Origin of the sequence: Nonomuraea sp. B1E8, assembly GCF_039871515.1 — a bacterium.
In the GTDB taxonomy this organism is placed as follows: domain Bacteria; phylum Actinomycetota; class Actinomycetes; order Streptosporangiales; family Streptosporangiaceae; genus Nonomuraea.
In genome coordinates this window covers 211361-238330 of record NZ_JBDPLS010000004.1, presented here as the reverse complement: position 1 = coordinate 238330, position 26970 = coordinate 211361, and the positions used below count along the sequence as shown (strand labels likewise).

The window sequence follows — 26970 nt, the reverse complement described above, 5'->3', positions numbered from 1 at the left end:
GGCCCGACGAGTGCGCCGATGACCACACGCTCATCCCCCAGGGAGCAACCATGCTGCGCCGACTGCCGATCCTCACCATGACCGCGGTTCTGGCCTTCTCGACCGCCGCCCACGCCACCGCCCACGCCACCGCCCAGGAAGGCGGGCCCGTACGGAACGTCCAGCCCCGCGCTCTCGGAGCCCTCGGGGCGAACTTCAACCAGAACCTCGACGCGCTGGACTACCGCGAGCTGCGGGAGGCCGGCGCCCAATGGGTGCGCGGGTTCTTCCCGATGCCCGCAACCGACGACGCCGACCCCGCCGATCACTTCGCGATCCGCACCCTCACCGAGGCCGCAGGACGCGGCTACGACACCCTGCTGAGCCTGAAGTTCCCGTACAACCAGGCCTCCTTCCCCGCGCCCGGCAGCAAGGAGATGGCCGCGGAGCTGGCCCGCCTCGACCGGGTGCTGCCCGCCGTGATGGGCAAGATCGACATCATGACGATCGGCAACGAGCCGTTCATCGAGAGCCTGCCCGCCGAACGCGACGAGCGGCTCAACACCTTCTACGAGACCGTCGCCCGGCACGTGATCGGCTATCGGCGCGAGCACTGCGGCGCGGGCTGCGGCACCAAGCTCTACATGGGCGCGCTCAACCGGCTCGACCTGGCCGACCGCCGCACGCCCGCCACTGAGCGCTGGATGACCTTCGTCCGTGAGACTCCGGAGATCGAGGGCGTCGACATCCATCCCCACGTGCCCGCGCCGGAGAACACGCAGCCGTTCCTCGACTACATCCTGCCGCGGATGCGCGCGGGCCAGACGTTCCTCGTCACCGAGTTCTCGCTGGTGTGGCACTGGAAACAGCACCTGGAGGACCCCATCGCGGCGGACTTCGCCCGGCGGTACGGATTCGCCCCCGGCACCAAGGTGTGGCAGGTGATCAAGGCCGCCATCGACAACCCCTTCCCCCAGCGCAAATGGCGTGACTTCCTGACCAGCTGCCCGTGGTTCACGAGCCAGTCGACCTTCCTGCGCGACCAGATGCGGCTCTACCGCGGCACCGGCCGACTGGCGGTGGCGACGTACGGCTTCAAGCAGGACGACCTGATGGTGCGCAACTTCGGCCCGGACAAGAACCCGTGGCTGCTCAACAGCGTCTTCGCCACCTACACCGTCAAGCCGCGCGGAGAGGGGACGTCCGCCCCCAACTACTGGCTCGGCGCCTTCAAGGCCCAGCAGCGGACGTGACTCCCCCGCCGTCCCACCCTGGAGCCCTGCCGGGACGGGCCGGACAGCCGGGCAGCCAGCCGGGACGGCGGGCCGGGGCGGACAGCCGGGTGCGCCCGGCGGGGTCCCGGGGGCGGCAGGGCGTGGCCCGCGACATGCCCCTCACCTGCGCCTCGTGCGGTGCGGGCCGGGTCGTTGGCACCATGGTCACGACCGGCGTGGAGCGCGGCAGGCGCTCCACGGAGTCCCGAAGGAGCTGACAGGATGCCGAACACCTGGCTGACCGGCCGTTTCCGGCTCGATGTGCCGCTCGTCGGCGCGCCGATGGCGGGCGTGGGCGACGGGCGGCTCGCCGCGGCCGTCTCCAGGGCGGGCGGGCTCGGCATGGTCGGCGTGCCCCCCACCGCGTCCGGCCAGTGGGTCACCGAACAGGCCGCCGTGGCCGCCGCCAGCGGGCGGGCGTACGGCGTCGGGCTGATGGCCTGGGCGCTGCCGGGCAACCCCGGCCAGTTCGAGGCGGTGCTCGCGGCCCGTCCCGCCCTGGTGTCCGTCAGCTTCGGCGACTACCTTCCGTACGTCGGACCGCTGCGGGAGGCCGGCGTCACCGTGGCCGTCCAGGCGGGCACCACGGACGAGGCCCGCGCCGCCGAGCGGGCCGGGGTGGACGTGGTCGTCGCCCGCGGCGGCGAGGGCGGCGGGCACGGGCGCGCCGACGTGGCCACGCTGCCACTGCTGCAGAGCGTCCTGGACGTGGTGGACGTGCCGGTGCTCGCCGCCGGCGGTATCGCCACGGCCCGTGGCCTGGCCGCCGTCCTGGCCGCGGGCGCGGAGGGCGCCTGGGTGGGCACCGCCTTCCTCGGGTGTTCGGAGACGACCGCCTCGGAGGCGGCTCGGCAGCGGATCCTCGACGCCGGCGAGACCGGCACCGCGTACGGGCGTGTCTTCGACGTGGCCCAGCGGCTCGCCTGGCCCTCCGAGTACGGCGGCCGCGCCCTGCGCAACACGTTCTTCGACCGGTGGGCCGGCCGGGAGGCGGAGCTGGCCGGCGACGAGGCGGCGCAGGCGGAGCTGGCGCGGGCCCGTCGCGAAGGCGACTTCGACACCGCCTACGTCTACGCCGGTCAGGCCGTGGGCCTGGTGCGGCGGCAGCGCACGGCGGCCGACGTGGTAGCGGACTTCGCCGCCGCCGACACCCTGCTGTCCCGCTTCACCACCCCCCGCTGACCCCGGCCGCCTCACCCCCTGGCGGCTGTCGGAGCGCACGCCGGGGAACCCGGGCTGCCGGCCGGACGCCCGGGGCGATGCGAACGGCGGGCCTCCCCCGGACGACGTGGGCACCGTAGCGGCCCCCGGCCGAAGCGCGGGCTACACCACGGCGCCCGACCCCTTTCGGGCCTCGGGTGCGCGGCGCTTGGCGGGCTCGGGCGGCGGCCGCCGGTCGAACCTGGACAACACGATCGACGCCGGCCCGGCCACGAAGGAGGAGGACAGCGTACCCATCACGATGCCGGCCACCAGCGCGATCGCGAAGTCCTGCAGCGAGTCACCGCCCAGGACCATGAGCGCGATCAGGATGAACAGCGCTCCGAGACCGGTGTTGACCGTGCGCGGCATGGTCTGCAGGATCGCGCCGTTCACCGACGTGGCGAACGGCTCCTTGCGGCGTGCCGTCCACAACTCCCGCACCCGGTCGAACACCACCACCTTGTCGTTGACCGAGTACCCGACGATGGTCAGCATCGCGGCGAGGAAGACGCCGTCGATCGGCTTGCCCAGCCACGCGAACAGGCCCGCGACCACGAACACGTCCACGAGCAGCGCGATCACCGTCGCCGCGCCGAACGTCCACCGGAACCTGACCGCCAGGTAGAGCAGCTGCATCGCGACGGCCACGCCGAGCGCGATGAGCGCGTTGCGGCGCAGTTCCTCACCCAGGCTCGGGCCGATGAACTCCTCGCGCTGCTTCGTCACCTCGCCGGCTTCCCGCTCCAGCTCCTGCTCGATCTGCGCGGCCTCGTTCATGCCGAGCTCGGCCGCGCGCACGGTGACGGTGTCGCCGCTGGACTGCACCACCGCCGTGGGCAACCCGGCGCGCGAGACCGCCTCACTCGCGGCCTCTGCCGGGATCGGGCGGTTCGTGGTGAACTCCACGAGCCGGCCTCCGGTGAACTCGACGCCGAAGTTCAGCCCGCGGACGAGCAGCCCGGCGACGGCCACCAGGACCAGTCCGCCCGCGACCGCCAGCCACACCTTTCCGGCCTTCATCAGCTGCGGGTTCCTTCGGGCGAGCCAGGTCCTGACGGTGCCGGGCGAGCCGACGCCCGACAGGCGGGGGCTCATCGTGTTCATGGCGAGCTCGGTGAGCACGCGGGTGATGAGCATCGCGGAGACGAGCGAGGCGAGCACACCGACGGCCAGCGTCACGCCGAAGCCCTTGACGGGACCCGACGCCAGCCAGAACAGCAGGCCGGCGGCGATCAGGGTGGTGATGTTGGAGTCGGCGATGGCGCTCCAGGCGTTCTTGAAGCCCTTGGCCATCGCCGACTTCAGCCCTCTCTTGGGCGCCTGGCCGTACTCCTCCCTGGCTCGTTCGAAGACCAGCACGTTGGCGTCGATGGCCATGCCGATCGCCAGCACGAACCCGGCCAGGCCCGGCAGCGTCAGCGTCGCGCCCATCGCCACCAGCACCGCGTAGGAGATCAGGCCGTAGCAGACCAGCGCGATCGTGGACAGCAGCCCGGACAGGCGGTAGACGGCGATGATGAACCCGGCCGTCAGGATCAGGCCCACGACCGCCGCCTGGGCGCTCGCCTCGATGGCCGCCTCTCCGAGCGTCGGGCCCACCGTACGCTGCTCGACCATGGCGAGCGGGACGGGCAGCGCGCCGCCCTTGATCAGCACGGCGAGGTCACGGGCCTCCTGGTGCGTGAACGAGCCGGTGATCTCGGACTTCCCGCCGGGAATGCCGGCCTTGCAGGCCACCGACGGGTCGAGCGGCGGCGAGGAGATGATCTCCTTGTCGAGCACGATCGCGACCCTGCGTTTCGGGTCGCCGACCGGCTCGCACGCGGCCGCGCCGGTCAGCCGCTGCCAGGCGGCGGCGTCGCGGAAGTCGAGCGTCACGAACCACCCGGGGCCGCGCTGGGGGTCGCTCTGCTCGGCGGCGTCGCTCACCCCGTCGCCGGTGATGGCGGGCGGCCCGAGCTTCAGCGGCTGCCCGTTCTCGTCGGGCAGCGCCGACTTGTCCCCCTGCTTGGCCGCGCCGGTCACGGGGTGGAACGCGAGCTGCGCGGTGCGGCCGATGACCTCGGCCGCCTTGCGCGGGTCGAGCACGCCGGGCAGCTCGACGATGATGCGCTTCTCCCCCGAGCGGACCAGCGTGGGATCGACCACGCCGAGCGCGTCGGCCCGCTGGCGCAGCACGGACAGCGCGCGGTCGGTGGCGGCCGCGTCGGCCTTGACGGTCGGTGAGTCTCTCGCCTCGAAGACGAGCTGGGTGCCGCCGCGCAGGTCGAGACCCAGGCGCGGCTCCATGGACAGCGCTAGTACGGATGAGATCGCGATGACGGCGAGCGCCGTCACCGCACGCCAGAACGGCGCACGGAACATGGCAGCCTCCACAGGCTAAAACGTGCGGAAAAAGATCGTCAGTGCACTGTGGAGGGAGGCGCGCGGGCGGGCGAGGCCACCGGCTTGCGCTGCGCGGTGGCCTCGGGGGTGGGCCTGGAGACGACCACGGCCCACGCGTGCCGGACGTGCAGGAGCTCGGATACGGGCAGCGCCGCGCCGCCCGCGCCGGTGAAGGTGTGCGTGCCGGCCCATATGCGCGCGGCGGCGGGCTGGAGCGGGTGCTGCCGGGCGGCGGGCGGCTGCCCGGCCGCGAAGGTGGCGGTCTTGACCGTGGTGACCGGCTGGACGGGCTGCGCGTGCGCGACGGCCGGCAGGAACCAGGAAAGGAGGAAGACCAGTGCGGCAGGCAGTCTCCCGCGCATCACTCCTCCTCCCCCTCAAAGCTCCCAGCCTAGCCCTCTGCGGCCGGTACGAGGATCATTCCCGCCGCGCGGCGTGGCACGCCGGCCCCGGCGAACCGTCCCCGCTGCCGGGCGTCGGCCGGGCGGCTGAGCTGACCCGCGCCGGACTTCCATCCTTTTGCCCGGAACACCGGTCCGGCTTAGCCGGCCGTTGACGGTCGCGAGACTACGCTTCCGTAATGCGGCTCACCAGTTGCTTCGGCGGCTCACCGCGGGGGGAGTGACGACGTTCTCCCGCGTCCCGCCGCGCCGCACGGCGGCCCACGGGGAGGCCATGCATGAACACAGTGCCCAAATTCATCGCCGGTCCGAGCGGATATCTCGACGATCGGCTGGGGGTGGCGCCCGCCCTCAAACGCAACCTGCGCAAGATATTTCCGGACCACTGGTCGTTCCTGCTGGGCGAGATCGCCCTCTACTCGTTCATCATCCTGCTGCTCACCGGAACGTTCCTGACCTTCTGGTTCACGCCCAGCATGGAACACGTCGTCTACGACGGCTCCTACGCGCCGCTCAGGGGCGTGATGATGTCCGAGGCGTACGCCTCGACCTTGGAGATCACCTTCGACGTGCGCGGCGGTCTGCTGCTCCGGCAGATCCACCACTGGGCCGCCCTGCTGTTCACCGCCAGTCTGATGGTGCACATGATGCGGGTGTTCTTCACCGGGGCCTACCGCAGGCCGCGCGAGCTGAACTGGCTGATCGGCATCGCGCTGTTCACCCTCGCCCTGGCCGAAGGGCTCACCGGCTACTCCCTGCCCGACGACCTGCTGTCCGGAGCCGGGCTGCGGATCACTCAGGGAGTGCTGATGTCGCTCCCGCTGGTGGGCACGTACCTGTCGTTCCTCCTGTTCGGCGGCGAGTATCCCGGCGATGTCGTGATCCCGCGCTTCTTCACCCTGCACATCCTGCTGATCCCGGGCATTCTGATCGCGCTCATCACCGCCCACCTGGTGCTGATGTGGGTGCAGAAGCACACGCAGATGCCGGGCAAGGGCCGTACCGAGAAGAACGTGGTGGGCGCGCCGCTCCTGCCCGCCTTCATGGCCAAGTCAGGCGCGTTCCTCCTCTTCACGGTCGCCGTACTGGCCGGGCTGTCGACCTTCACCCAGATCAATCCCATCTGGCTGTACGGCCCCTACACGCCGTCGGACGTCTCCGCGGGATCCCAGCCGGACTGGTACATGGGCTTCCTCGAAGGCTCCCTGCGCATGATGCCCTCCTGGGAGATCAACCTCTTCGGCACCGCCCAGGCGGGCACGTTGCCGCTGAGCGTGCTGATCCCGGCGCTGGCGCCGCTGGGCCTGATCCTCACCGGCCTGGTGCTCTATCCGTTCCTGGAACGCTGGATCACCGGCGACCGCCGCGAGCACCACGTCGCGGACCGTCCCCGCAACAACCCGCACCGCACCGCGATCGGCGTGACCGGCATCACGTTCTACGGCCTGCTCCTGGTGCTCGGCGCCAACGACCTGATCGCGACCTTCTTCAACGTCAGCCTCAACTGGACGACGTACGCCGGCCGGGTGCTGATCTTCCTGGGCCCGGCGCTGGCCTACCTGGTCACCTACCGGCTGTGCCTGGGCCTGCAGCGGTCGGACGCCGCCACCATCGATCACGGGGTGGAGTCCGGCGTCATCCGACGGCTGCCCCACGGGGAGTTCGTCGAGGTCCACACACCGCCGTCGGACGACGTCGAGGCCCACCTGCGCGGCAGGTCAGCCATCCCGATGTTGCCCGGGGCGCGCGGGGACGGCGAGCGCGTCCCGCCCGAGACCGCCCGGGGCCCGCTCGGCCGGCTCAGGCTGAGGATGAGCCGCGCGTACGGCGAGGACCAGATCCCGTACGGCGACGGCCACGACGGCGAGAAACACGACGGCGAGAAACAGGCCGCGAAGACACCCGAGAAGAAGGCGCCACCAGGCTGACGTCCGCCACGTCGTCGCCGGTCACGCCTGCGCGCGTCCGTGCTGGAGGGCGCCCCGCAGCCAGCGGCCGAGGCCGCCGGAGGCCGGCCGGCCGCGCCAGGCGAGATGCGCGTCGGGACGGACGAGCCAGACCTCGTCGTCTCGCCAGCCGGCCGGTGTGAGCACGACGACGCGATCGCCCAGGGACGCGCTCGCCTCCGACCGGCATGCGGGCGCGGCGCTGCCGGTGGCCAGCAACGCCCAGCGCCCGCCCAGTTCGGCATGCAGCCGGGTGACGTCGCCGTGCGCGTCGACGCACCGCAGGTCGGGAACGCGGTCGCCGGATCGTGGACGGCGGCCGGGCCCGAGCACGGAGGCGCGGACCGCCAGGGGGCCGCGGCGGTAGCTCACTCCCAGCTGCGAGGCGATCTGGGTGGATCGGCGCTGCACCGCGGGGTGGTTGCCCAGCGGCGCCAGCACCCACTTGATCAGCAGCCGCAGCAGCGGGCCGTCGCCGATCTGGAGGCGGGTGGTGGCGCTGGTGTTGCGGAGCACCTCGGTCGCGAGCGGACGGCGTTCGTCCTGGTAGGTGTCCAGCAGCCGCTCGCCGGCGTGGCCCTGGATGACGAGCGCGAGCTTCCAGGCGAGGTTCTCGGCGTCGCCCATCCCCGTGACCATGCCCTGCCCGCCCATCGGGCTGTGGATGTGGGCCGCGTCACCGGCCAGCAGGACCCGGCCCCGGCGGTAGGCGTCGGCCAGCCGGCGGTGGACGCGGAAGACCGACGCCCAGACCGCGTCGCGGATCTTCTCCCCGTCGAGGCCGGCGCGCTCGCCCACCAGGCGGCGGAAGGCCGTGAGGATCTCGGGCTCGGTGAGCTGCTCGTCCTTGGCGCCCGGCAGGTAGGCCATCAGCCGCCACCGGTCGTCCGATTCGCCCCCGGGCATGGGCATGGCGAACAGCGGCCCGTCCCGGTGCGCCCACCCGTGTCCGCCGGCGCGGGCGAGATCCCAGCCGGCGTGCACGTCGGCCAGGAGCCACTGGTCGGTCAGCGGCGCGCCGGGAAAGGGGATGCCGGCCAGTTTGCGCACCGTGCTGTGGCTGCCGTCGCAGCCTGCCAGCCAGCCGGCGCGCACCTTGCGCCCGCCGTCGAGCACGGCGGTGACCCCGTGGTCGTCCTCGGCGAGGTCGGTCAGGGCGGTGCCCCATTCCACGTCGACGCCCAGCTCCGCCAGGCGGGCGCGGAGCTGGGCCTCGATATCCGTCTGGGGAAGGACCAGCGCCGGCTTGGGCGTGCCCGGGCCGGCCTCGCCGAAGCGGGTGACGATCGCGGCCCGCCCGCCGATGTAGGTGGTCAGGACGAGGGAGGGGGCCGAGCGGCCGGGCAGGTCGCCGAGCGCGCCCAGCCGGTCGAGCACCTCGGCGCCGCGGGCGTGCAGGATGTTGGCGCGTGAGGTGGTGGCCGGGCCCGGCGCCTGGTCCACCACCCGCACCGTCACTTCGTGCAGCCGTAGAGCGCAGGCCAGTGCGAGACCGGCGGGCCCGGCCCCCACCACCAGGACCTCAGCGGAATCTGCCATGGCCACCACCTATGAATGATCGACGTCAGGACGGAACTGTTACGTTCCTTCGTCGTTACGTTAGCCCCCACTACGATGGAACACAACCGTTCCGTCTCATTGGAGGGTCTTCCGGATGCCCGACGCCACCTCCGGCCCCGACCGCCGGCCGGCAGGCGCGGCCGTGCTGCGCGCCGACCTCACCGACGCGATCCGCCAGGCGGCTCTGGACGAGCTGATCGACAGCGGCTACGCCCGGATGTCCATGGACGCCATCGCCCGCCGCGCAGGAGTCGGCAAGGCCGCCATCTACCGGCGCTGGGCCTCCAAGGAGCCGCTGGTGCTGGAGCTCCTCACCCGCCTGGCCGACGAGGCCGTGCCGCTGCCCGACACCGGCGCCCTGCGCGAGGACGTCGAAGGCTTCGTACGCCACGCTTCCGCGCTGCGGGCCGACCCGCGGACCATGCGCGTCCTCACCGACCTGACCGCCGAGGCCACCAGGAACCCGCGCCTGGCCGCGGCCCTGCAGACCAGCGCGGAGCAGCCCCGCCGCTCCGCGGGAGCCCGGCTGCTCCACCGCGCCGTCGAGCGGGGCGAGCTGCCGGCCGACCTCGACACCGAGCTGGCCGTCGACTGCCTGGTCGGGCTGGCCTACCTGAGGCCGCGCACCCCGTGGCAGCCCGCGGAGCCCCCGGACGACGACATCACACCACTCGTAGAGGTCATTCTGGCCGCGCTGGCGGCCTGCCGCCGGTAGCTCCAGCCACCGATGGCGGGCGCGACACAGCGCGACGGCATGCACGAACTGGCGTCCAGGTCTTCTGTGACTGGCCATACGGGGTGCTGTGGGTATATTAATAAAGCGAGCGTCGCTTTATTAATGGAGTGAGACAGTGGCACGGACGGTGAACCCCGCGGCATACGCGGCCCGGCGGGACGCGCTTCTGGATGCGGCCCAGCGGCTCATCGATACCAAGGGCTACGCCCAGGTGAGCGTGCAGGAACTCGCGCAGGAGGCGGGAGTCTCACAGGGTGCCTTCTACCACTACTTCGACTCCAGGCCGGCGATGCTGGAGGCGTTGATCGAGCGGACCTCCGACCAGCTGCGCGCCCACCTGTCCACGGCAGTGGAGGAGCCCGGACTGTCCGCGATGGAGCGGCTCCAGCGTTTCCTCAACGCACTGGCCGGATGGAAACTGGCACGACGAGACCTGCTCGTCGCGATGCTTCAGTACTGGTACTCCGACGACAACGCCGTCGTCCGCCAGAAGCTGCGCCCCCGCCTGACCAAGCGCATCGCGCCGCTGCTGGCGCAGATCGTACGCGCAGGGGTGGACGAGGGCGTCTTCCCGGTGCGGCACCCCGACCAGACCGGCCACGTCCTGGTCTGCATGATCCAGGACCTCAACGACGCGCTCGGCGACGTCTTCCTGTCCGGCGGCACAGCGGACACCGTCGAGGAGATCATCGCCGCGCACACCGACGCGGTCGAGCGGGTGCTCGGCGCGCCGGCCGGATCCCTCACGCTGGTCGATCCAGCGGCCCTGCTCAAGTGGTTCGCAGAGGAGCCATGATGACCGTCGCGCTCAAGATCCTTCTCGGCCTGTACACCCTGCAGGCCCTGATCAAGTTCTTCAACCTGTTCGTGGTGCCCTACTCCTTCCGGATCAAGCGGATCGCCGCCATCTACAGCGGCGGCGGCCGCTCCGTCAAAGTGTTCGACGACGTGCTGCTCGCCTTCACGGTGCTCCTCGTGGCGATGCTCGCGTCAGCCGGGCTCGAACATCTCAGCTTCATCACCGGGCTCATGGTCGGCCTGACCTTGACCCAGCTCCTGTTCCACCGCTTCAACCGGCCACTCGACGCGGACAAGGCTCCGCCGCCGCCCGTCTCCCCCATCAAGAGCATGTCGTACGCCATCCAAGCCACCCCGGCGCTGGCCTGGCGCGAGCTCATCGTCCAGACGGCCTTGTTCGTCTGGGCGCTGTACATGCTCGTCACGGGCGCCTGAGCGCCGTCCCACCTGGCCAGGCCCCGGCGCCGCAACGCATCCTCGGCCTCTCGCCGCACCTCCTGGGGTGAAAACCCTTGACGGGGCCGGCAACAGGCGTAGTGTGACTCATTGACCAGATTTCACATCGAGTCAAAGGAGTTCTGGTGCGGGAGCGGGCAGACCGGATTCTCGACGCGGCCGGGGAGTTGCTGCTCCGGCACGGTTACCGGAAGGTCACCGTCGAAGACATCGCCACGCGGGCCGAGGTCGGCAAGGGCACGGTCTACCTGCACTGGCGCACCAAAACGGAGCTCTTCGAGGCGCTGCTGCTCCGCGAGGCCATCGAGGTCGTGGAGGAGTTCGCCGCGATGTTGCGCCAGGATCCGGCGCAGGTGCAGCCGCACCGCTTCGCGCGTGCGTCCTTCCTCACCGTGAGCCGCCGGCCGCTCCTTCGGGCGATGTTCACCACGGACATCGATCTGCTCGGCAAGCTTGCCAAACACCCGATGCGCAGCCACGACCTCCTCGCGGCCGAGCGCTTCCACCGGGTGGCCGAGAAGTACGCGCTGCTCAGGACCGACGTGCCCAACCTGCGGTACACGATGCAGGCCGTACAGGGGGGCTTCTACATCTTCGACGGCACTGAGACCACGGAAGCCGAAGTGGACGAGGAAGCCAGGGCCGACGCGCTCGCCTTCGCCGTACGGGAGCTCTTCGAGCCGGCGCAGGCACCGCCGCCTGAGGTGCTCGCCGCGGCGGCCACGGAGTACATCTCGATCTTTACGGAACTGGTCCCGCCCTACAAAAAGTGGATCTACGACTAAGGAGAGGCGATGGCCGACATCGTCCAGCGGTACGCCATTCCCCAGCAGCACTTCTGGCTGCACGGGCCGCGATCGGGCCGGCCGGTCGAGTTCGACACGGCCACCGGGATGTGGAACGTCTACGGATATCCGGAACTGCAGGAGATCCTGGGCGATCCGGCGACGTTCTCCTCCGACACCATGCGCGTGATTCCCAAGAGCATGATGCCGGAGGCGGAGGAGTTCTCGATGGAGGGCTTCATCACCCAGATCGACCCGCCGGAGCACGGCAAGCTGCGCAAGCTGGTCAGCAGCGCGTTCACCCGGAAGGTGGTCGCGGATCTCGAACCGAGGATCGCCACCCTCACCCACGAACTGCTCGACGCGGCGGCCGAACGGGGCCGGTTCGAGCTGGTGACCGACCTGGCCTACCCCCTTCCCGTCATCGTCATCGCCGAACTGCTGGGGGTGCCCAGCAGCGACCGTGCCCTGTTCAAAAAGTGGGCCGATGCGCTGTTCGAGCGTGACAGCAAGATCTCACTCACCGAGCAGTCGGAAGAGCGCGAGGCCGAGCTCAAGGCGGCGATGAAGCCGTGGATGGAGATGTCCGGCTATCTCGCCGCCCACGCCGCGGAGCGCAGGGCGCGACCGCGCGCCGACCTGCTCACCAAGCTGGTCGAGGCCGAGGTGGACGGCGAACGGCTGCCCGACGACCAGGTGGTCAACTTCGCGATCGTCCTGCTGCTCGCCGGGCACATCACCACGACGATGCTGCTCGGCAACACGGTGCTGTGCCTCGATGCCTTCCCCGAGGCGCAGGACAGGGTCCGGGCCGACCGCTCCACCGTTCCGGCCGTGATCGAGGAGTCCCTGCGCTTCTTCACCCCGTTCGCCGCACTCGCGAGATCCACCACCCGCGAGGCCTCCCTGGGCGGCGTGACGATACCCGCCGACCAGCTCGTCATGGCCTGGCTGGGACCGGCCAACCGGGATCCCCGGCAGTTCCCCGACCCCGGCGCCTTCGACCCCGGCCGCGACCCCAACCCGCATCTCGCCTTCGGCCGCGGCATCCACTTCTGCCTGGGCGCGCCCCTGGCCCGCCTGGAAGGACGGGTCGCGCTCAACATCCTGCTCGATCGCCTCGACCCCCTGCGCGCCGACCCTGACCAGCCCGTCGAGTTCATCCCCACCCCGACCATGACGGGAGTGCGCCGCCTGCCGCTGCTCTGGCCGCCGCGCTGACCGCGCCCCGCCGGCGGGGCGAGCCCTGGGGCCCGCCCCGGCCGGCGGTCCGGTCAGGGCGCCGTACGGACCGGCAGGGAGGTCAGGGCCCGCTTCATCCCGGGCTGCCAGCCGATCTTCGAGGCGGGCACGCTCAGGGTGAGCCCGGGAAAGCGGTCCAGCAGGGTCGCGAGGGCGATCTGCGTCTCGCACCGGGCCAGCGCCGCGCCCAGGCAGTAGTGGATGCCGTGGCCGAAGGCGAGATGCGCGTTGTCGGCGCGGCTCAGGTCCAGCCGGCCGGGCTGGTCGAAGCGGCGAGGGTCGCGGTTGGCGGCCGCGTACACCACCTGCACCGCCTCCCCTCGCGGGATGGTCACGCCGCCGATCTCCACGGGCTCCAGCGTGTAACGCAGGACGGCGATCTCCGCGCTCCCCGTGAAGCGCAGGAACTCCTCGACGGCGTCGGAGATGTCACCGGGGTCGAGGCGGCGGGTGAGCAGGAGCCAGACGCTCTGGCTGATGAGGCCGACGGTGGTCTCGTGCCCGGCCATCAGGATGCTGATCGACATCGAGATCAGCTCCTCGTCGGCGAGCCGGTCTCCGTCGGCCTCCTGCACCCTGATCAGCCCTGACAGCAGATCGTCGCCGGGATCCGCGCGCTTGGCGTCGATCAGCCGGGACATGTATCCGACCAGGCCCCTGGCACCGGCCGCGACCTTTTCCACGTCGAACGCCCCGAGGTCGGCGGCCCAGGAACGCCACGTGCCGCGGTCCTGCGCCGGAACGCCGAGCAACTCGCAGATCACCTGGACCGGCAGGGGGTAGGCGAAGCGCTCGATGAGGTCGAACTCCTCGGGCAGGCCGGACACCAACGCGTCGACGATCTCCTGGATGCGCGGGCGCAATTTCTCCACCCGGCGGGCGGTGAACTCCCGCGACACCAGCCGCCGCAGCCTGGTGTGGTCGGGCGGATCGTTGACGCCCAGCGTGCGCAGCAGGTAGGGGGCGACGTCGTCGGGCAGCCCGGCGACGGCGGCCAGGTCGATCGCGGACTGCCGGGTGATGTCGCTGCTGAACCGCGGATCCGTGAGCACCGCGACGCTCTCGGGATAGCCGGTCACCAGCCAGACGGGGGTGCCGTCGATGTAGGTGCCGCGGCACACCGGCCCCTGCCTGGCCAGATCGGCCAGGAACGCGTCTCTGTCGGGGGCGGTCAGCAAACCGGCGATGTCGGTCATGGTCATGTCTCCTCGGTGGGGAAGGTGGTCGTGGCGGCAGCGCCGTCACCGCGCCCGCCGCTCCTTCCTGACCGCCTCCCAGGCCGTCAGAGCGCGGTCGTCGGCGAACACGCCGTCGGTGAAGATCTCGATGCCGGCCCGCGAGTAACGCAACGTGGCGTCCATGTCGTGCGGGTCCGGAAGGCCGAGCACCCGCGACAGGTGCTCGCCGAAGGCCAGCGGGGCGAGCAGCCAGGTCACGTAGATGGCGGCGCGGGCGCGCGGGTCCTGGCTCGGCCGTGCCCACCCCTCGGCCACGCCCCGCTCCAGCCACCGCTCGGTGGTCTCGACGATCTCGTCGTAGAGCGCAGCCGCCTCCGGTGTGCCGTCGAGGAACGCCCGGCCGAGATATCTCCGCACGGGGCCGGCGGCCTCCAGCATCGCCGCCAACCCCGCCGTGTCCTCCAGCGCCTCGACGCCGGGGCCGCCGCGCACGAGCGAGATCACGTACGCGTCGCACTCCTTGCGCAGGCCCTCCTTGCTGCCGAAATGGTGCAGGACCAGGGCGTGGGAGACGCCGGCACGGGCGGCGACCGCACGCAGGCTCACCCCGCTGACGCCCTCGGCCCCGAACAGCTCCAGGGCGGCGTTCCTGATCCTGGCACGTGCCTTGAGATCGTCCGTGTCTGACCTCATGCTCAGTATAATAACCAAACGGCCAGCAGATTGTACAATTGGTCAGCCCGTACATTTGATCCACGCCATACTGTTACATCAAATGGATTTGATAGAGTCGCCGCGGCGGGCCACACCAGAGGAAGGACCGCGGCGATGAGCGAGCACGTCACCGGAGGTTCCGGCGAGGCGAGGGCGTCCTGGCACGCGGTGCGGGAGGTGGCGCTGCTCTTCCTCAAGCTGGGCACCATCGCCTTCGGCGGCCCGGCCGCGCACACCGCGATGATGCGCGACGAGGTGGTGCGCCGCCGCGGCTGGGTGAGTGACGAGCGCTTCGCCGACCTGATGGGCGCGACCAACCTGATCCCGGGGCCCAACTCCACCGAGCTGGCCATCCACCTGGGCCACGACCGTGCGCGCATGCGCGGTCTCGTCGCAGCCGGGGTCTGCTTCATCCTGCCTGCCGCGCTCATCGTCACCGCCCTGGCCTGGGCCTACGTCACCTACGGCAGCACGCCCGCGGCCGAGGGCCTCCTGTACGGCGTCGTCCCGGCGGTGATCGCCATCATCGCCCACGCCCTGTTCGGCCTGTGGCGCACGGTGATCAAGACCGGGTGGCTGGCCGCCCTGGCCCTCGCCGCGCTGGCCGCCTACCTGGCGGGGGTCAACGAGCTGCTGATCCTGGCGGCCGGGGCGCTGCTGGCGTTCGCCGTACGCCTGCCGCGCCGCCCGCCCGGCGGCCAGAACCGGCTGCCCGGCGTGCTTGCCGCCCCCATGCTCGCCTTCGGCGGATCTCCCCTCTTCCCCGACCCGACCGGAGGTCAGCTGACGCAGCTGTTCCTCACCATGCTGAAGATCGGCTCGGTGCTGTACGGCAGCGGTTACGTGCTGCTGGCCTTCCTGCGCGGGGATTTCGTCGAGCGGCTCGGCTGGCTCACCTCGCAGCAGCTCGCCGACGCCGTCTCCATCGGGCAGGTGACCCCTGGGCCGGTGTTCACCACCGCCACCTTCGTGGGCTATGTCGTCGCGGGACCGATCGGGGCGTTCCTGGCCACCGTGGCCATCTTCCTGCCGTCGTTCGTCTTCGTCGGCCTGCTCACCCGGCTCACCGGCTGGCTGCGCTCGAGCGGGTGGGCGTCCGCCCTGCTCGACGGGGTGAACGCCGCGGCGCTGGCGCTCATGGCCGGGGTCTCCTACCAGCTCGCCCGCACGGCCGTCGTCGACCCGCTGACCGCGGCCATAGCGGTGCTCAGCCTGGTGCTGCTCTGGACGACCAGGCTCAACAACGCCTGGCTGATCGCCGGCGGCGCCGCCGTCGGGCTGGCCCGCACGCTGCTCTCCTGAGCCCATCAAATGGTTTTGATGTATTCTGGCGGCATGGTGCCCACCGGCCGAACCGCCCCGGCGTTCGTACGCATGGCCGCCCACCCCCTGCGATGGCGGCTGCTGGCCGCGCTGGCCACCGGCGACCACCGGGTGCGTGAGCTCGTCGAGCTGCTCGGCCACCCGCAGAACCTGATCTCCTACCATCTGCGGCTGCTGCGCGGAAGCGGGCTGGTCACCGCCCGTCGCAGCGGCTTCGACGCCCGCGACAGCTATTACCACCTCGACCTCGATCGCTGCGCGCACGCGCTGACCGAGGCGGGCGCCGCCCTCCATCCGGCGCTGCGCCTCGATCCCGCCCCGCCACCCGCCCCGCCGCCCACCCCGCCATCCGGCGAGCTCCCGGCGTCTCCCCGGGTGTTGTTCGCGTGCACCGGCAACAGCGCCCGCTCGCCGATCGCCGCCGCGCTGCTGCGCCACCGCAGCGGCGGGCACGTGGAGGTGACCAGCGCCGGCAGCCACCCGAAACCGCACGTGCATCCCAACGCCGTACGCGTCCTGCGCGAGCACTACGGCGTCGACCTGCCCGACCGGCGGACGCGCCATCTCGACACCGTGGCCCACCGCCGTTTCGATCACCTGATCAGCCTGTGCGACAAGGTCCGCGAGGTGCATCCCGTGTTCGGCGGCCGGCCGCGGCCGGCGCACTGGAGCATCCCCGACCCGGCCGCGCCGGGCGACGACGATCAGGCGAGCTACCCCGCCTTCCTGCGCACGGCGGAGGAGATCGACACCCGCATCCGCTACCTGCTGCCCGTTCTCACCCGCACCGCCGACCCGGAGGAAACGCCATGACCTCACCACCCGCCGAACTCGCCGGCGTCCGCTACATCGTCGACGACGTGGCCGCCGCCGTGCGCTTCTACACCACCCACCTCGGCTTCACCCTGCGCGCCAACCCCGCGCCCGCCTTCGCCGACGTGGTCCGCGGCCCGCTGCGGCTGCTGCTGTCCGGGCCGGAAAGCTCCGGCGCCCGGGCCACGCCTGAGGGATCCGCCGCGCCGGGCCGCAACCGCATCCATCTCACCGTCCACGACCTCGACGCCGAGATCGGCCGGTTGCGAACCGCCGGGCTGTCCTTCCGCGGCGAGGTCGTCGCGGGGCCGGGCGGGCGCCAGATCCTGCTCGCCGACCCGGCCGGCAATCTCGTCGAGCTGTTCGAGCCCGCCGGGCGCTGAGCCACGATCATCTGCAGCGCCGGTGCACCTCGTCCACCCGTTCGGTGAGGCCGGCTCTGTCGAGGTGTTCGAGCAGCGGCACGACGACGCGGCGGGTGGTGTCGAGGGCCTGTCTGGCCTGGCTGACCGTGAACGGTTGCGGCAGCCGGCTCAGCAGCTCGGCCGCCCGCGCGTCGGCTCCCGGCAACAGCGCGACTCCTTCGCCCACGCGCAGCAGGCTCCCGGCCCGTTCGGCCGCGGCCAGTTCCCGCGGGCCCAGGCCCAGCTCCGCCAGCCGGCCCGCGTCCGGCGCGTGGAAGGGCCGCGCCGCCAGGTCCCGCCTCATCCGCTCGACCGCCCTGGCCACCCGCTCCGGCAGGCCCGCGGGCCCGGCCACGATCCGCCCTCCGGCGAGCGCGAGCGGCGGCCGTACCAGCGGGGCGACCAGCCGCCGGTCGGGCAGGCCCAGCTCGTGGCGGGCTGCCTCGATCGGCATGGCGGGATCGAGGGGATGGCCGGCCGCGTAGTGCCGCACCGCCGCCACGAGCCGCCGGCCCAGATCCTTCCAGTGCCCCGGGTCGGCGTGCCACTCCCCTGACATTCCGGGAGCGTCCGGCGCGACGCCCATCGCACGCAGGTCGGCGGCGCGCAACAACCGGTGCAGGCGCAACGCGTACGCCGTGCCGGGCGCGAAGGCCTCCGGCAGGGCCTCGTCCAGCAGCGCCGACTCCAGGAAGGCCGCGCGCTGCCTGGCGGCGCCCCTGCGGCCCAGGGCGGGCGGGCGCACGTCGAGGACGCTCGCCCCGGCGAGCACCCGCATCTCCGACCGGTCGCGTCCGGGGTCACGCAGCAGCAGCACGTCGCCGAGGTGCAGCGGCACCGGCCGGGCCAGCCGCAGCCGTACGACGCGCCCGGCGAGCGGCCGCGCCTCGGCCGCCACCGCCGCCGACCCGATGTGGACCGTCAACCGCCTGGGCAACCCGGCGGCCTCGCGCCGCAGCCCTCCGACGTGGGCCCCGACGTGGGAGAGGCGGACGTCCACCAGGTCCGTGGACGTCCAGCCGCCCGGCGTGACGAGCGCGTGCCCGCGCCCAGGGACGTCATGGCCGCGCAGGTTGACCGCCACCCTCGCGACCCCGGTCACCGTCCCCCGCGGCTCCTTGAGCGACTCGAGCCCTCTCACCCGCACCGGCTCGCCGGCGAGCAGCAGTTCGTCGCCCACCGAGACCGTTCCGGCGGGCAGCGTGCCGGTGATCACCGTTCCGCTGCCGGTGACGCTGAACGCCCGGTCGATCCAGAGCCGTACCGCTGCGGCCGGATCGGGGCGGGGCAGCCCGCTCACGAGCCGGTCCAGCGCCTGCCGCAGCTCGGGCAGCCCCTGGCCGGTGCGCCCGCTCACGGCGACCGCCTCCACCTCGCCGAGGCCGGCCGTGTCCAGGCGGGCGAGGGCCTGGGCGACCACCGGGGCCGGATCGGCGAGGTCGGACCGGGTCACCACGAGCAGGCAGTGTCGTACCCCGAGGGCCTCCAGGGCCACCAGGTGCTCCTCCGACTGGGGCATCCACCCCTCGTCGGCCGCCACCACGAACATGACGGCCGGCACGGGCCCGACCCCCGCGAGCATCGTGGCGAGGAACCGTTCGTGACCCGGGACGTCCACGAACGCGAGCCGTTCGCCCGACGGGAGCGCCGTCCACGCGTAGCCGAGCTCGATGGTCAGGCCGCGCCGGCGTTCCTCGTCCAGCCGGTCGGGCTCCATGCCGGTGAGCGCGCGTACCAGGGTGGACTTGCCGTGGTCGACGTGCCCCGCGGTGGCCACGACGTGCATCAGCCCCGCACCTCCGCGGCCGCCAGCACCGCGCGCTCCACGTCGTCGTCGCGCTCGGGCGGGACGGTGCGCAGGTCCAGCAGCAGGCGAGCGTGCTCGATCCGGCCGACGACCGGCGGATCGCCCGTGCGCAGCGGCACGGCGAGCCGTTCGGGCAGGCTCACGGCGGCGCTCGGCAGCCTCACGCCGGGCGCGCCGCCACCCCCAACGGCGGCCGTGCTCGGCACGCTCGACGCGTCGACCCCGGCGCCGGCCAGCCGGCCGGCCAGGACTTCGGCGCGCCCGGCCAGCGCCGCCGGGACGGCGTGCAGCGCCTCCCGGACCGGCGGTACGGGACCGCGCAGCGTCGCCTCCAGCGCGGCGAGCGTGAGCTTGTCCACCCGCAGCGCGCGGGCGAGCGGGTGCCGGCGGCAACGTTCGACCAGGTCGCCGCGGCCCAGCAGGAGCCCCGCCTGCGGCCCGCCGAGCAGCTTGTCACCGCTGGCCGTCACCAGGTCGGCACCCGACTCGATCATGGTGGTGGCGTCCGGTTCCGCGGGCAGCAGCGGCTCGCGGACCAGCAGGCCCGAGCCGATGTCCACGACGACGGGCACGCCCAGCCCGGTCAGCTCCGGCACCTCGGCGGCGCCGGTGAAGCCCTCGATCCGGAAGTTCGACGGGTGGACCTTGAGCACGAACCCCGTCAGCGGCCCCACCGCGTCGGCGTAGTCGCGGGCGGAGGTGCGGTTGGTGGTGCCCACCTCGCGCAGCCGCGCCCCGGTGGAGGCGAGCAGGTCGGGGATGCGGAACCCGTCACCGATCTCCACCAGCTCGCCGCGGCTGATGACGATCTCCCGCCCGGCGGCGAGCGCGGTGGCGACCAGGACGAGAGCGGCGGCGTTGTTGTTGACGACATGGACGGCCGCCGCGGCGGGAACGGCCGCGGCGAGCGCCTCGACCGCGCCCCGTCCCCGCCGTGCCCTGGCGCCCGTCACCAGGTCGAACTCCACGTCGGCGGGCCCCGCGGCGGCGGTCATCGCCGCGACGGCCGCCGCCGACAGCGACGCCCGGCCGAGGTTGGTGTGGATCAGTACGCCCGTGGCATTGACGACCGGGCGCAGGCTGGCCGCGTGCGCCGGGAGCGCCGCCACCGCCGCGTCGGCCACGTCCCCGGGACCGATCTCGCCCTGCCGCGCCCGATCCTGGGCAGCCGCCACCGCCGCCTTGACCACCGGCCTGCCCAGCCGCCCGCCCGCCTCCACCAGGCGCGGGTCGGCGAGCACGGCGTCGGTGCGCGGCACCAGCCTGCGACGGTCCATGTTCCCGAACATAAGCGGAGGCGGACGGGAATCGAACCCGCCAGGCCGAGGACCTCGGCCTCGTCGGTTTTGAAGACCGCGGGGGCCACCAGGCGCCCAGACGCCTCCAGGGGAGAACCTACCCACCACGGGGTAGGTGACCCGGCGGCACACGCGAACTGCAGTGAGGACGGCCATGACATCGGCGAACGTGGTGGAGGACGGCCCAGTCCGGCTGACGCGGTACGCGCACGGAGGCGGCTGCGCCTGCAAGATTCCGCCCGGCGAGCTGGAGGCCGTCGTCGCCGGTCTGCGAGCGCCGCGTCCCGGCGCCGCAGGCACACCGGCCGGGGAGCTGATCGTGGGACTGGACGACGGGGACGACGCCGCCGTGGTGGGGATCGGCGGTGACCGGGCGGTCGTGGTCACCGCCGACTTCTTCACACCCGTGGTGGACGACCCGTACGACTGGGGGCGCGTCGCGGCGGCCAACGCCCTGTCCGACGTGTACGCGGTCGGCGGGGAGCCCCTCGTCGCGGTGAACCTGCTCGGCTGGCCCCGCGATCGGCTGCCGCTCGATCTGGTGAAGGAGGTGCTGCGCGGCGGCCTGGACGTGGCGCGGGAGGCCGGCTGCCACGTGTCCGGCGGCCACAGCGTGGACGATCCGGAGCCGAAGTACGGCATGGCGGTCACCGGCCTGGCCGACCCGGCACGGCTGCTGCGCATCGACGCCGCCCGGCCCGGCCTGCCGATCTCGCTGACCAAGCCGCTCGGCATCGGCGTGCTCAACACGCGGCACAAGGCGACGGGCGAGGCGTTCGCGCAGGCGGTGAACACGATGATCACGCTGAACCGCGACGCCGCGCGGGCCGCGCTGGCCGCCGGGGTGGAGTGCGCCACGGACGTGACCGGCTTCGGCCTGCTCGGGCACCTGTACAAGCTCTGCCGGGCGAGCGGCGTGACGGCCGTGGTGGACGTGGCGGCGGTGCCGTACCTGGAGGGCGCCCGGCAGGCGCTGCGCGACGGCTACGTGAGCGGCGGCACCCGCCGCAACCTCGACTGGGTACGGCCCCGGCTCGACCCTGGCGGCTTCGGCGAGGACGAGCTCCTGCTGCTGGCCGACGCCCAGACGTCGGGCGGCCTGCTGGTCGCCGGCGAGGTCCCGGGCGCGCCGGTCATCGGCGAGCTGGTCCCCTTGGACGGCCCTCACCTCCGCCTGCGCTGACGCCTCGGGCAGCGGCGCGTGGGAGACGTGCCCCGCGACGGCCCCGCCTCAGGCACCGGCGTCGTGCGGGAGGTGTCCTGCACGATGGCCGCCGCCGTCGGAGCCGGCGTCGTGCGTGAGGCGTCCGGCGTGGAGGCCGCCGCCGTCGGGAGCGGGTGCCGAGGCCGCGTCGAGGCGTTGGCGTTGGGGGACGACGGTGTACTTCGGGTCGGCGGCCGAGGCGCGGCCCGCTTCCAGGACACCGAAGCGGGTGCACAGGGAACCCGCCGTGAGGGCGACCCCGGCCAGGGCGGTGAGGGCGCGGCTGCGCCCCGCGACCACCGCGAGCAGCCCGCCACCCGCCGTCAGGGCACGCCCGGCACGCATGAGCCGGCCGGCCCGGCCCGTCCGGTACGGCTCCCCGACGAACCCGAGCCGCCGTTCCAGCACCTCGCCCGCGACCATCTCCGTGGCCGCCCCGAGCGCGGCGACGGCACGGGCCGGGCCGGCCTGGGCCCGGGGCGTGCCGAGCATGGCGACCGCGCCCGCCGCGGCCATCGCGCTGCCCGCGAACAGGAACGGCAGCTCCCGGTACGCCTCGTGCCAGGCGGGCACGGCGGTGTCGGCGACCAGGACGGCGGTGTAGGTGGCGGTCAGCGGCCCGGTCACCCCGGTGGCCAGCAGCGCCGCGTCTCCGGCGGCCGGCAGGATGCCGGTCAGGGCGCGGGGCAGGATGCCGGGCAGGGCGCCGGGAAGGGCGCCGGGAAGGGCGCCGGGAAGGGCGCCGGGAAGGGCGCCGGGAAGGGCGCCGGGAAGGGCGCCGGGAAGGGCGACCGCCGACAGCCCGCTCTGGGCGGTGAGGATCCACGAGCCGACGCTCATCGGGGAGGTGGGCTTGAAGACCCGCAACATGTTGAGGAACCGTTCCGGCCTGCCCAGCTCGGCGGCGAGCAGGGCGGCTCCGAGGGACGCCCCGGCCGCCGCCGCGATGCGGGCGGTGCGGTCCAGGCGGGTGTGGCCGGTCAGCCGGGCCATGACGGCGATGGTGGACGAGGCTCCCGACATCCCTCCCAGATAGAGATATGTCGGCATGTGGGGCTCGTGCCAGATGGGCGGCTTGAGCACCGGGCGACCGTAGTAGGACCGGAACTCCGCCTCCGGCACCACCGCCCGCTCCCGCGTCACCGCCGCTCCCCCCTGCGCGACGGCCCGAGGAAGGCGAGGGCCACGGCGCCCACCGCCGACAGCGCGGCCGCGCCCGCCCAGCGCCACATGGCCGGCAGGTCACGGGTGGTCACCACGGGATCCGGCGGCAGGCCGTACACCTCGGGCTCGTCCAGCAGCAGGAAGAACGCCCCCGCGCCGCCCACGCCGTCGCCGGGGCTCTCGCCGTACAGGCGGGCCTCCCCGTGGCCGTCGGCGCGCAGGCGGGTCACCCGTTCCTCGGCGCGCTCCCGCAGCTCGTCGAGCGGCCCGAACTGGATCGAGTCGGTGGGGCACGCCTTGGCGCAGGCCGGTTCGAGGCCGCCGAGCTGGCGGTCGTAGCACATCGTGCACTTCCAGGCCCGCCCGTCGTCCTCCCGCCGGTCGATCACGCCGTACGGGCAGGCGGGCACGCAGTAGCCGCACCCGTTGCAGATGTCGGACTGCACCACCACCGTGTCGAACTCGGTCCTGAACAGCGCCCCGGTCGGGCAGACGTCCAGGCAGGCGGCGTGCGTGCAGTGCTTGCACACGTCGGAGGACATCAGCCACCGGTCCACGCCCTCCTCGTCGCCGGCGCGCACCGGCCGTGACTGCTCGATGAAGGCGACGTGCCGCCAGGTGTTCGCCCCCAGCATGCCGGTGTTGTCGTAGGAGGTCGCCTCGAAGACGAAGCCGTCGTCGGGGATCTGGTTCCACTCCTTGCAGGCGACCTCGCACGCCTTGCACCCGATGCAGACGCTCGTGTCGGTGAAGAACCCCATCCGCTCAGCCATGGCGGTACCTCTCCAGCAGGTCCAGCGCCGCCCGGCCCCTCGGCCGGCGGCCCGGCCGCACGTCACAGGTCATGGCCTTGCCCTCCTGGATGTAGACGTTCGGGTCGAGCACCAGCGGCATCAGGTCGTTGACGACGTCACCGGTGACCAACCCGCGTCCGCCCCACCCCCAGTGGTACGGCAGCCCGACCTGGTGCACGATCCCGCCCCCGACGCGCAGCGGCCGCATCCGCCCGGTGACCAGCACCCTGGCCTCCACCACGGCGCGGCTGGTCACGATCGTGGCCCAGCCGCCGTTGACCAGTCCCACCTCACCGGCGAGCTGCGGGGACACCTCGCAGAACAGCTCGGGCTGCAACTCGGCCAGGTAGGCCAGCGGCCGGCTCATCGCGCCCGCCGTGTGGTGCTCGGTCAGCCGGTACGTCGTCAGCACGTACGGGAACCGTCCCCCCGGCGCGTTGTACGGGCTCTCGGGCCGGTGGTAGGTGCGGCGGGCCGGGTTGGCCTGCTGGGTGTAGAGCGGGTTGGCGACCGGCGACTCGTGAGGTTCGTAGTGGGCGGGCAGCGGTCCGTCGACGAGTCCGGCCGGCACGTACAGCCAGCCCTTGCCGTCGGACTGCATGATGAACGGGTCGGTCCCGGCGAGCGCGGCCTGGGCGCGGGCGCCTTCGGGCGGCACGTAGCCGGGCGGCTTGCCGATCTCGCAGTCGGGCACGTCGTCCCCGGTCCACTCGCCGCGCTCGGCGTCCCACCACACGTACGCCTTGCGCTCGCTCCACGGGCGGCCCTCGGGGTCGGCGGAGGCCCGGTTGTAGAGGATGCGCCGGTTGGCCGGCCAGGCCCAGCCCCATTCGGGCGCCACGGCGCTCTGCTCCCGGCCGGGGCGGCGGCGGGCGGCCTGGTTGACCTCGTCGGCGTACACGCCGCAGTAGATCCAGCAGCCGCAGGTCGTGGAGCCGTCGGGCTGGAGCTGCGTGGAGTTCGACAGGGCCCGCCCGTCGGGGCCGACCCCGTTGATCTCGCGGAGCACGGCCTCGGCCGAGGGTTCGCGGTGCACGCCGTGCTCCGGGTAGTCCCAGGTCAGCTCGCGTACCGGCCGGTCGATCTCGTCGCCGGTCATCCGCTGTCTGAGGAGCTTGCCGAGGTGGTGGTAGAACCACAGCTCGCTGCGGCAGTCGCCGGGCGGGTCGAGCGCCTTCTCCCGCCACTGGAGCAGCCGCTGGGTGTTGGTGAACGTGCCCTCCTTCTCCACGTGGCTCGCGGCGGGCAGGAAGAACACCTCGGTGCCGATGTCCTCGGTGCGCAGCTCGCCCGTCTCCAGCTCCGGGCCGTCCAGCCAGAACGTGGCGGTCTCCACCAGGGTCAGGTCCCGGACGACGAGCCAGTCGAGGTTGGCCAGGCCGAGGCGCTGAGCGCGGCCGCCGGAGGAGCCGACGGCGGGGTTCTCCCCGACCACGAAATAGCCCTTCACGGTGCCGTCGATCTGGCCCATCACGGTGGTGTAGTGGCCGTGGTCGCCGGTCATGCGCGGCAGGTGGCCGAAGCAGAAGTCGTTCTCCTCGGTGGCGGCCTCGCCCCACCACGCCTTGAGCAGGCTCACCATGTAGGAGCGCCGGTTGCCCCAGAAGCCCGTCGTGCCGCCCTCCACCTCCAGGTAGTGGTCGAGGCCGCGGTGCCGCTCGGCGTGCGGCATGTTCAGGTAGCCGGGCAGGATGTTGAACAGCGTCGGGATGTCGGTCGAGCCCTGGATGCTGGCGTGGCCGCGCAGCGCCAGGATGCCGCCGCCGGGCCGTCCCATGTTGCCGAGGAGGAGCTGCAGGATCGAGGCGGTGCGGATGTACTGCGCGCCGACGGTGTGCTGGGTCCAGCCGACCGAGTAGACCCAGGCGGTGGTGCGCTCGCGGCCGGAGTTGGCGGTCACCGCCTCGGCCAGCTCGGCGAAGCCGTCGCGCGGGATGCCGCACAGCCGCTCGACCAGCTCCGGGGTGTAGCGGGCGAAATGCCGTTTCACGATCTGGTAGACGCAGCGCGGGTGGGTCAGCGTCGGGTCGGTGCGCGGGCTGGGGTGCGCGCCGGGTCCGCCCGCCCCGTAGGTGTCCGCGCCGGCCGCCTCGGCGTGCTCGGGCCCGCCCTCCGCCTGATCGGCCGGGGGCCGCTCACCCGCGGGCTCGTACGCCCAGCTCCGCGGGTCGTACGTGGCCGTCTCCCGGTCCCAGCCGGAGAACAGGCCGTCGAGGTCCTCGGTGTCGCGGAAGTCCTCGGACACGATCGTGGCGGCGTTGGTGTAGGCCAGCACGTACTCGCGGAAGTCCAGCTCGTTCTCCAGCACGTGGTTGATCAGCGCGCCGAGCAGCACGATGTCACTGCCCACGCGGATCGGCAGGTGCCGGTCGGCCAGCGCGCTCGTACGGGTGAAGCGCGGGTCGACGTGGTAGACCCTGGCCCCGCGGGCCTTCGCCTCCATCACCCACTGGAAACCGACGGGGTGGCATTCGGCCATGTTGGAGCCCTGGATGACGATGCAGTCCGCGCCTGCCAGGTCCTGCTGGAAGGTGGTCGCGCCGCCACGCCCGAAGCTGGTCCCCAGACCGGGGACGGTGGAGGAGTGTCAAATGCGGGCCTGGTTCTCGACCTGGATGGCTCCGAGGGCGGTGTAGAGCTTCTTCATGAGGTAGTTCTCTTCGTCGTCGAGCGTCGCCCCGCCCAGGCTGGCGATGCCCAGCGTGCGGCGCACGACCTTGCCCTCGTGGGTCTCCTCCCAGGTCTCCCGCCGGGTGCGCGCCACCCGGTCGGCGATCATCTCCATCGCGGTGTCCAGGTCGAGCCGCTCCCAGGCGGTGCCGTGCGGCCTGCGGTAGAGCACCTCGGTCTGGCGGCCCGGATGGGTGACGAGCTGCTTGCTGGCCGAGCCCTTGGGGCACAGCCGGCCTCGGGAGATGGGCGAGTCGGGATCTCCCTCGATCTGGGTGACCTCACCGTCCTTGACGTAGACGAGCTGGCCGCACCCGACGGCGCAGTAGGGGCAGATCGAGCGGGCGACCGTGCCGGCGTCCTCGGTGCGGGGGCGCAGAGCGTCGGTGCGGGCCGATCGGGCCGCTTCGCTCCTGCCGTCCTCGCCCGTGAGCTGGCGAATCACCGGCCACCGGGCCAGCCATCCCCTTCCTGGCATGATGCGGCTTCTGCCCGTTTGGGACTCGCCCATTCGGGCGGCTCAGTCAAATTCGGGGCACGCAACGGCCCCGGCGTGGCCCTGCCGCATCGCGTGCTGGGCGGTCTGCGGGCACACCGATCCCGGGCGGGTCAGGTCGGGCACCGCCGCCGCGTCCCCGAGCGACCCCGGTCGCCTCCCCCGGTTTGAGCCGGGCGCGCCGCAGGCCCCGCAGCGGGACCGCCGCGTCCGCCGGGTTGACGACACCGGCCGCGACCCTCGGCTTCGCCATCTCCACCTGCTGTGCCCTGCCATCTGGCCGGGCGGAAGCCCCTCAATTTCGCCTTTCCCCTATCAGGGCCGTCCGTTGCCCCTTTCG

The 26970-nt window shown here is 72.6% G+C and carries 22 protein-coding genes and 1 tRNA gene; 12 read left to right on the top strand and 11 right to left on the bottom strand.

The features are described 5' to 3' along the window. The first annotated feature begins 50 nt into the window (after positions 1–50). Both ABGA98_RS16075 and ABGA98_RS16070 read left to right on the top strand, forming a co-directional pair. On the top strand, positions 51–1232 hold the full coding sequence (locus ABGA98_RS16075; protein ID WP_347619091.1) for a hypothetical protein: 1182 nt from the start codon (positions 51–53) through the stop codon (positions 1230–1232). Between the two features lie 243 nt (positions 1233–1475). Beyond that, positions 1476–2435 carry a nitronate monooxygenase gene (locus tag ABGA98_RS16070; protein ID WP_347619090.1) on the top strand — a complete coding sequence of 320 codons (960 nt, stop codon included), beginning with the start codon at positions 1476–1478 and terminating at the stop codon, positions 2433–2435. 141 nt (positions 2436–2576) lie between these two features. Here the strand turns inward: ABGA98_RS16070 and secD are convergent, their stop codons facing one another. Then, entirely contained in the window at positions 2577–4820 is a 2244-nt protein-coding gene (gene secD, locus ABGA98_RS16065) for a protein translocase subunit SecD (RefSeq protein ID WP_347619089.1), read from the bottom strand. 38 nt (positions 4821–4858) lie between these two features. Further along, a complete protein-coding gene (locus ABGA98_RS16060) occupies positions 4859–5203 on the bottom strand; it encodes a hypothetical protein (RefSeq protein ID WP_347619088.1) in 345 nt (114 codons plus the stop codon). A gap of 317 nt (positions 5204–5520) precedes the next feature. On the opposite strand from ABGA98_RS16060, the gene ABGA98_RS16055 reads away from it, so the two are divergent. Further along, on the top strand, positions 5521–7170 hold the full coding sequence (locus tag ABGA98_RS16055) for a cytochrome bc complex cytochrome b subunit (RefSeq protein WP_347619087.1): 1650 nt from the start codon (positions 5521–5523) through the stop codon (positions 7168–7170). Positions 7171–7191: 21 nt separating this feature from the next. Here the strand turns inward: ABGA98_RS16055 and ABGA98_RS16050 are convergent, their stop codons facing one another. Continuing rightward, positions 7192–8727 carry an FAD-dependent monooxygenase gene (locus tag ABGA98_RS16050; protein WP_347619086.1) on the bottom strand — a complete coding sequence of 512 codons (1536 nt, stop codon included), beginning with the start codon at positions 8725–8727 and terminating at the stop codon, positions 7192–7194. A 115-nt stretch (positions 8728–8842) separates the two neighbouring features. On the opposite strand from ABGA98_RS16050, the gene ABGA98_RS16045 reads away from it, so the two are divergent. The 5 genes from ABGA98_RS16045 (at position 8843) to ABGA98_RS16025 (ending at position 12744) form a co-directional block, all read left to right on the top strand. Beyond that, positions 8843–9463 (top strand): TetR/AcrR family transcriptional regulator, encoded by a 621-nt coding sequence (locus ABGA98_RS16045; protein WP_347619085.1) that lies wholly within the window; start codon positions 8843–8845, stop codon positions 9461–9463. A gap of 136 nt (positions 9464–9599) precedes the next feature. After that, entirely contained in the window at positions 9600–10280 is a 681-nt protein-coding gene (locus ABGA98_RS16040) for a TetR/AcrR family transcriptional regulator (RefSeq protein WP_347619084.1), read from the top strand. Then, entirely contained in the window at positions 10280–10717 is a 438-nt protein-coding gene (locus ABGA98_RS16035) for a hypothetical protein (protein ID WP_347619083.1), read from the top strand. Before ABGA98_RS16040 ends, ABGA98_RS16035 begins: the two co-directional genes overlap by 1 nt. Positions 10718–10863: 146 nt before the next feature. Beyond that, positions 10864–11523: a helix-turn-helix domain-containing protein gene (locus ABGA98_RS16030; RefSeq protein ID WP_347619082.1), complete on the top strand. Its 660-nt coding sequence runs from the start codon at positions 10864–10866 to the stop codon at positions 11521–11523. A 9-nt stretch (positions 11524–11532) separates the two neighbouring features. Further along, positions 11533–12744, top strand: a complete 1212-nt coding sequence (locus ABGA98_RS16025) for a cytochrome P450 (RefSeq protein ID WP_347619081.1) — start codon at positions 11533–11535, stop codon at positions 12742–12744. Between the two features lie 53 nt (positions 12745–12797). Here ABGA98_RS16025 and ABGA98_RS16020 read toward each other — a convergent pair whose 3' ends face one another. Both ABGA98_RS16020 and ABGA98_RS16015 read right to left on the bottom strand, forming a co-directional pair. Then, the gene (locus tag ABGA98_RS16020) at positions 12798–13967 is read right to left on the bottom strand and encodes a cytochrome P450 (RefSeq protein WP_347619080.1); all 1170 of its coding nucleotides are present in this window, start codon (positions 13965–13967) and stop codon (positions 12798–12800) included. Positions 13968–14006: 39 nt separating this feature from the next. Further along, positions 14007–14636, bottom strand: coding sequence for a TetR family transcriptional regulator (locus tag ABGA98_RS16015; protein ID WP_347619079.1), 630 nt, complete (start codon positions 14634–14636; stop codon positions 14007–14009). A 135-nt stretch (positions 14637–14771) separates the two neighbouring features. Between ABGA98_RS16015 and chrA the strand changes: the two genes are divergently transcribed. From chrA to ABGA98_RS16000, 3 genes are read left to right on the top strand one after another with little or no spacing between them, the layout of a single operon-like run. Next, positions 14772–15959, top strand: a complete 1188-nt coding sequence (chrA, locus tag ABGA98_RS16010; protein WP_347619078.1) for a chromate efflux transporter — start codon at positions 14772–14774, stop codon at positions 15957–15959. Positions 15960–15992: 33 nt separating this feature from the next. Beyond that, positions 15993–16793, top strand: coding sequence for an ArsR family transcriptional regulator (locus ABGA98_RS16005; protein WP_347619077.1), 801 nt, complete (start codon positions 15993–15995; stop codon positions 16791–16793). Further along, entirely contained in the window at positions 16790–17176 is a 387-nt protein-coding gene (locus tag ABGA98_RS16000; RefSeq protein ID WP_347619076.1) for a VOC family protein, read from the top strand. Before ABGA98_RS16005 ends, ABGA98_RS16000 begins: the two co-directional genes overlap by 4 nt. Positions 17177–17183: 7 nt before the next feature. Here the strand turns inward: ABGA98_RS16000 and ABGA98_RS15995 are convergent, their stop codons facing one another. The 3 genes from ABGA98_RS15995 to ABGA98_RS15985 form a co-directional block, all read right to left on the bottom strand. Next, complete coding sequence (locus ABGA98_RS15995; RefSeq protein ID WP_347619075.1) at positions 17184–18983, bottom strand: SelB C-terminal domain-containing protein; 1800 nt, start codon at positions 18981–18983, stop codon at positions 17184–17186. Beyond that, positions 18983–20281, bottom strand: a complete 1299-nt coding sequence (selA, locus tag ABGA98_RS15990; RefSeq protein WP_347619074.1) for an L-seryl-tRNA(Sec) selenium transferase — start codon at positions 20279–20281, stop codon at positions 18983–18985. The genes ABGA98_RS15995 and selA overlap by 1 nt, the downstream gene beginning before the upstream one ends. Before the next feature lie 14 nt (positions 20282–20295). Next, a tRNA-Sec gene (locus tag ABGA98_RS15985) sits at positions 20296–20389 on the bottom strand. Positions 20390–20456: 67 nt separating this feature from the next. Here ABGA98_RS15985 and selD point away from each other — a divergent pair. Then, positions 20457–21485, top strand: a complete 1029-nt coding sequence (gene selD, locus ABGA98_RS15980; protein ID WP_347619073.1) for a selenide, water dikinase SelD — start codon at positions 20457–20459, stop codon at positions 21483–21485. A 48-nt stretch (positions 21486–21533) separates the two neighbouring features. Here selD and nrfD read toward each other — a convergent pair whose 3' ends face one another. From nrfD to fdh, 3 genes are read right to left on the bottom strand one after another with little or no spacing between them, the layout of a single operon-like run. Continuing rightward, positions 21534–22649, bottom strand: a complete 1116-nt coding sequence (nrfD, locus tag ABGA98_RS15975) for an NrfD/PsrC family molybdoenzyme membrane anchor subunit (RefSeq protein ID WP_347619072.1) — start codon at positions 22647–22649, stop codon at positions 21534–21536. Further along, positions 22646–23443, bottom strand: coding sequence for a 4Fe-4S dicluster domain-containing protein (locus tag ABGA98_RS15970; protein WP_347619071.1), 798 nt, complete (start codon positions 23441–23443; stop codon positions 22646–22648). The genes nrfD and ABGA98_RS15970 overlap by 4 nt, the downstream gene beginning before the upstream one ends. After that, entirely contained in the window at positions 23436–26612 is a 3177-nt protein-coding gene (gene fdh / locus ABGA98_RS15965; protein ID WP_347619070.1) for a formate dehydrogenase, read from the bottom strand. Before fdh ends, ABGA98_RS15970 begins: the two co-directional genes overlap by 8 nt. Positions 26613–26970: the final 358 nt, after the last annotated feature.

What these genes read in the sequence shown, in the direction of transcription:
- ABGA98_RS15995 (WP_347619075.1), bottom strand. Translation starts at nt 18,983, where the DNA reads ATGCACGTCGTGGCCACCGCGGGGCACGTCGACCACGGCAAGTCCACC.
- ABGA98_RS16075 (WP_347619091.1), top strand. Translation starts at nt 51, where the DNA reads ATGCTGCGCCGACTGCCGATCCTCACCATGACCGCGGTTCTGGCCTTC.
- ABGA98_RS16000 (WP_347619076.1), top strand. Translation starts at nt 16,790, where the DNA reads ATGACCTCACCACCCGCCGAACTCGCCGGCGTCCGCTACATCGTCGAC.
- ABGA98_RS16060 (WP_347619088.1), bottom strand. Translation starts at nt 5,203, where the DNA reads ATGCGCGGGAGACTGCCTGCCGCACTGGTCTTCCTCCTTTCCTGGTTC.
- ABGA98_RS16020 (WP_347619080.1), bottom strand. Translation starts at nt 13,967, where the DNA reads ATGACCATGACCGACATCGCCGGTTTGCTGACCGCCCCCGACAGAGAC.
- secD (WP_347619089.1), bottom strand. Translation starts at nt 4,820, where the DNA reads ATGTTCCGTGCGCCGTTCTGGCGTGCGGTGACGGCGCTCGCCGTCATC.
- ABGA98_RS16035 (WP_347619083.1), top strand. Translation starts at nt 10,280, where the DNA reads ATGACCGTCGCGCTCAAGATCCTTCTCGGCCTGTACACCCTGCAGGCC.
- selD (WP_347619073.1), top strand. Translation starts at nt 20,457, where the DNA reads ATGACATCGGCGAACGTGGTGGAGGACGGCCCAGTCCGGCTGACGCGG.
- ABGA98_RS16055 (WP_347619087.1), top strand. Translation starts at nt 5,521, where the DNA reads ATGAACACAGTGCCCAAATTCATCGCCGGTCCGAGCGGATATCTCGAC.
- ABGA98_RS16045 (WP_347619085.1), top strand. Translation starts at nt 8,843, where the DNA reads ATGCCCGACGCCACCTCCGGCCCCGACCGCCGGCCGGCAGGCGCGGCC.
- ABGA98_RS16005 (WP_347619077.1), top strand. Translation starts at nt 15,993, where the DNA reads ATGGTGCCCACCGGCCGAACCGCCCCGGCGTTCGTACGCATGGCCGCC.
- selA (WP_347619074.1), bottom strand. Translation starts at nt 20,281, where the DNA reads ATGGACCGTCGCAGGCTGGTGCCGCGCACCGACGCCGTGCTCGCCGAC.
- ABGA98_RS16025 (WP_347619081.1), top strand. Translation starts at nt 11,533, where the DNA reads ATGGCCGACATCGTCCAGCGGTACGCCATTCCCCAGCAGCACTTCTGG.
- ABGA98_RS16015 (WP_347619079.1), bottom strand. Translation starts at nt 14,636, where the DNA reads ATGAGGTCAGACACGGACGATCTCAAGGCACGTGCCAGGATCAGGAAC.
- ABGA98_RS15970 (WP_347619071.1), bottom strand. Translation starts at nt 23,443, where the DNA reads ATGGCTGAGCGGATGGGGTTCTTCACCGACACGAGCGTCTGCATCGGG.
- ABGA98_RS16050 (WP_347619086.1), bottom strand. Translation starts at nt 8,727, where the DNA reads ATGGCAGATTCCGCTGAGGTCCTGGTGGTGGGGGCCGGGCCCGCCGGT.
- ABGA98_RS16070 (WP_347619090.1), top strand. Translation starts at nt 1,476, where the DNA reads ATGCCGAACACCTGGCTGACCGGCCGTTTCCGGCTCGATGTGCCGCTC.
- chrA (WP_347619078.1), top strand. Translation starts at nt 14,772, where the DNA reads ATGAGCGAGCACGTCACCGGAGGTTCCGGCGAGGCGAGGGCGTCCTGG.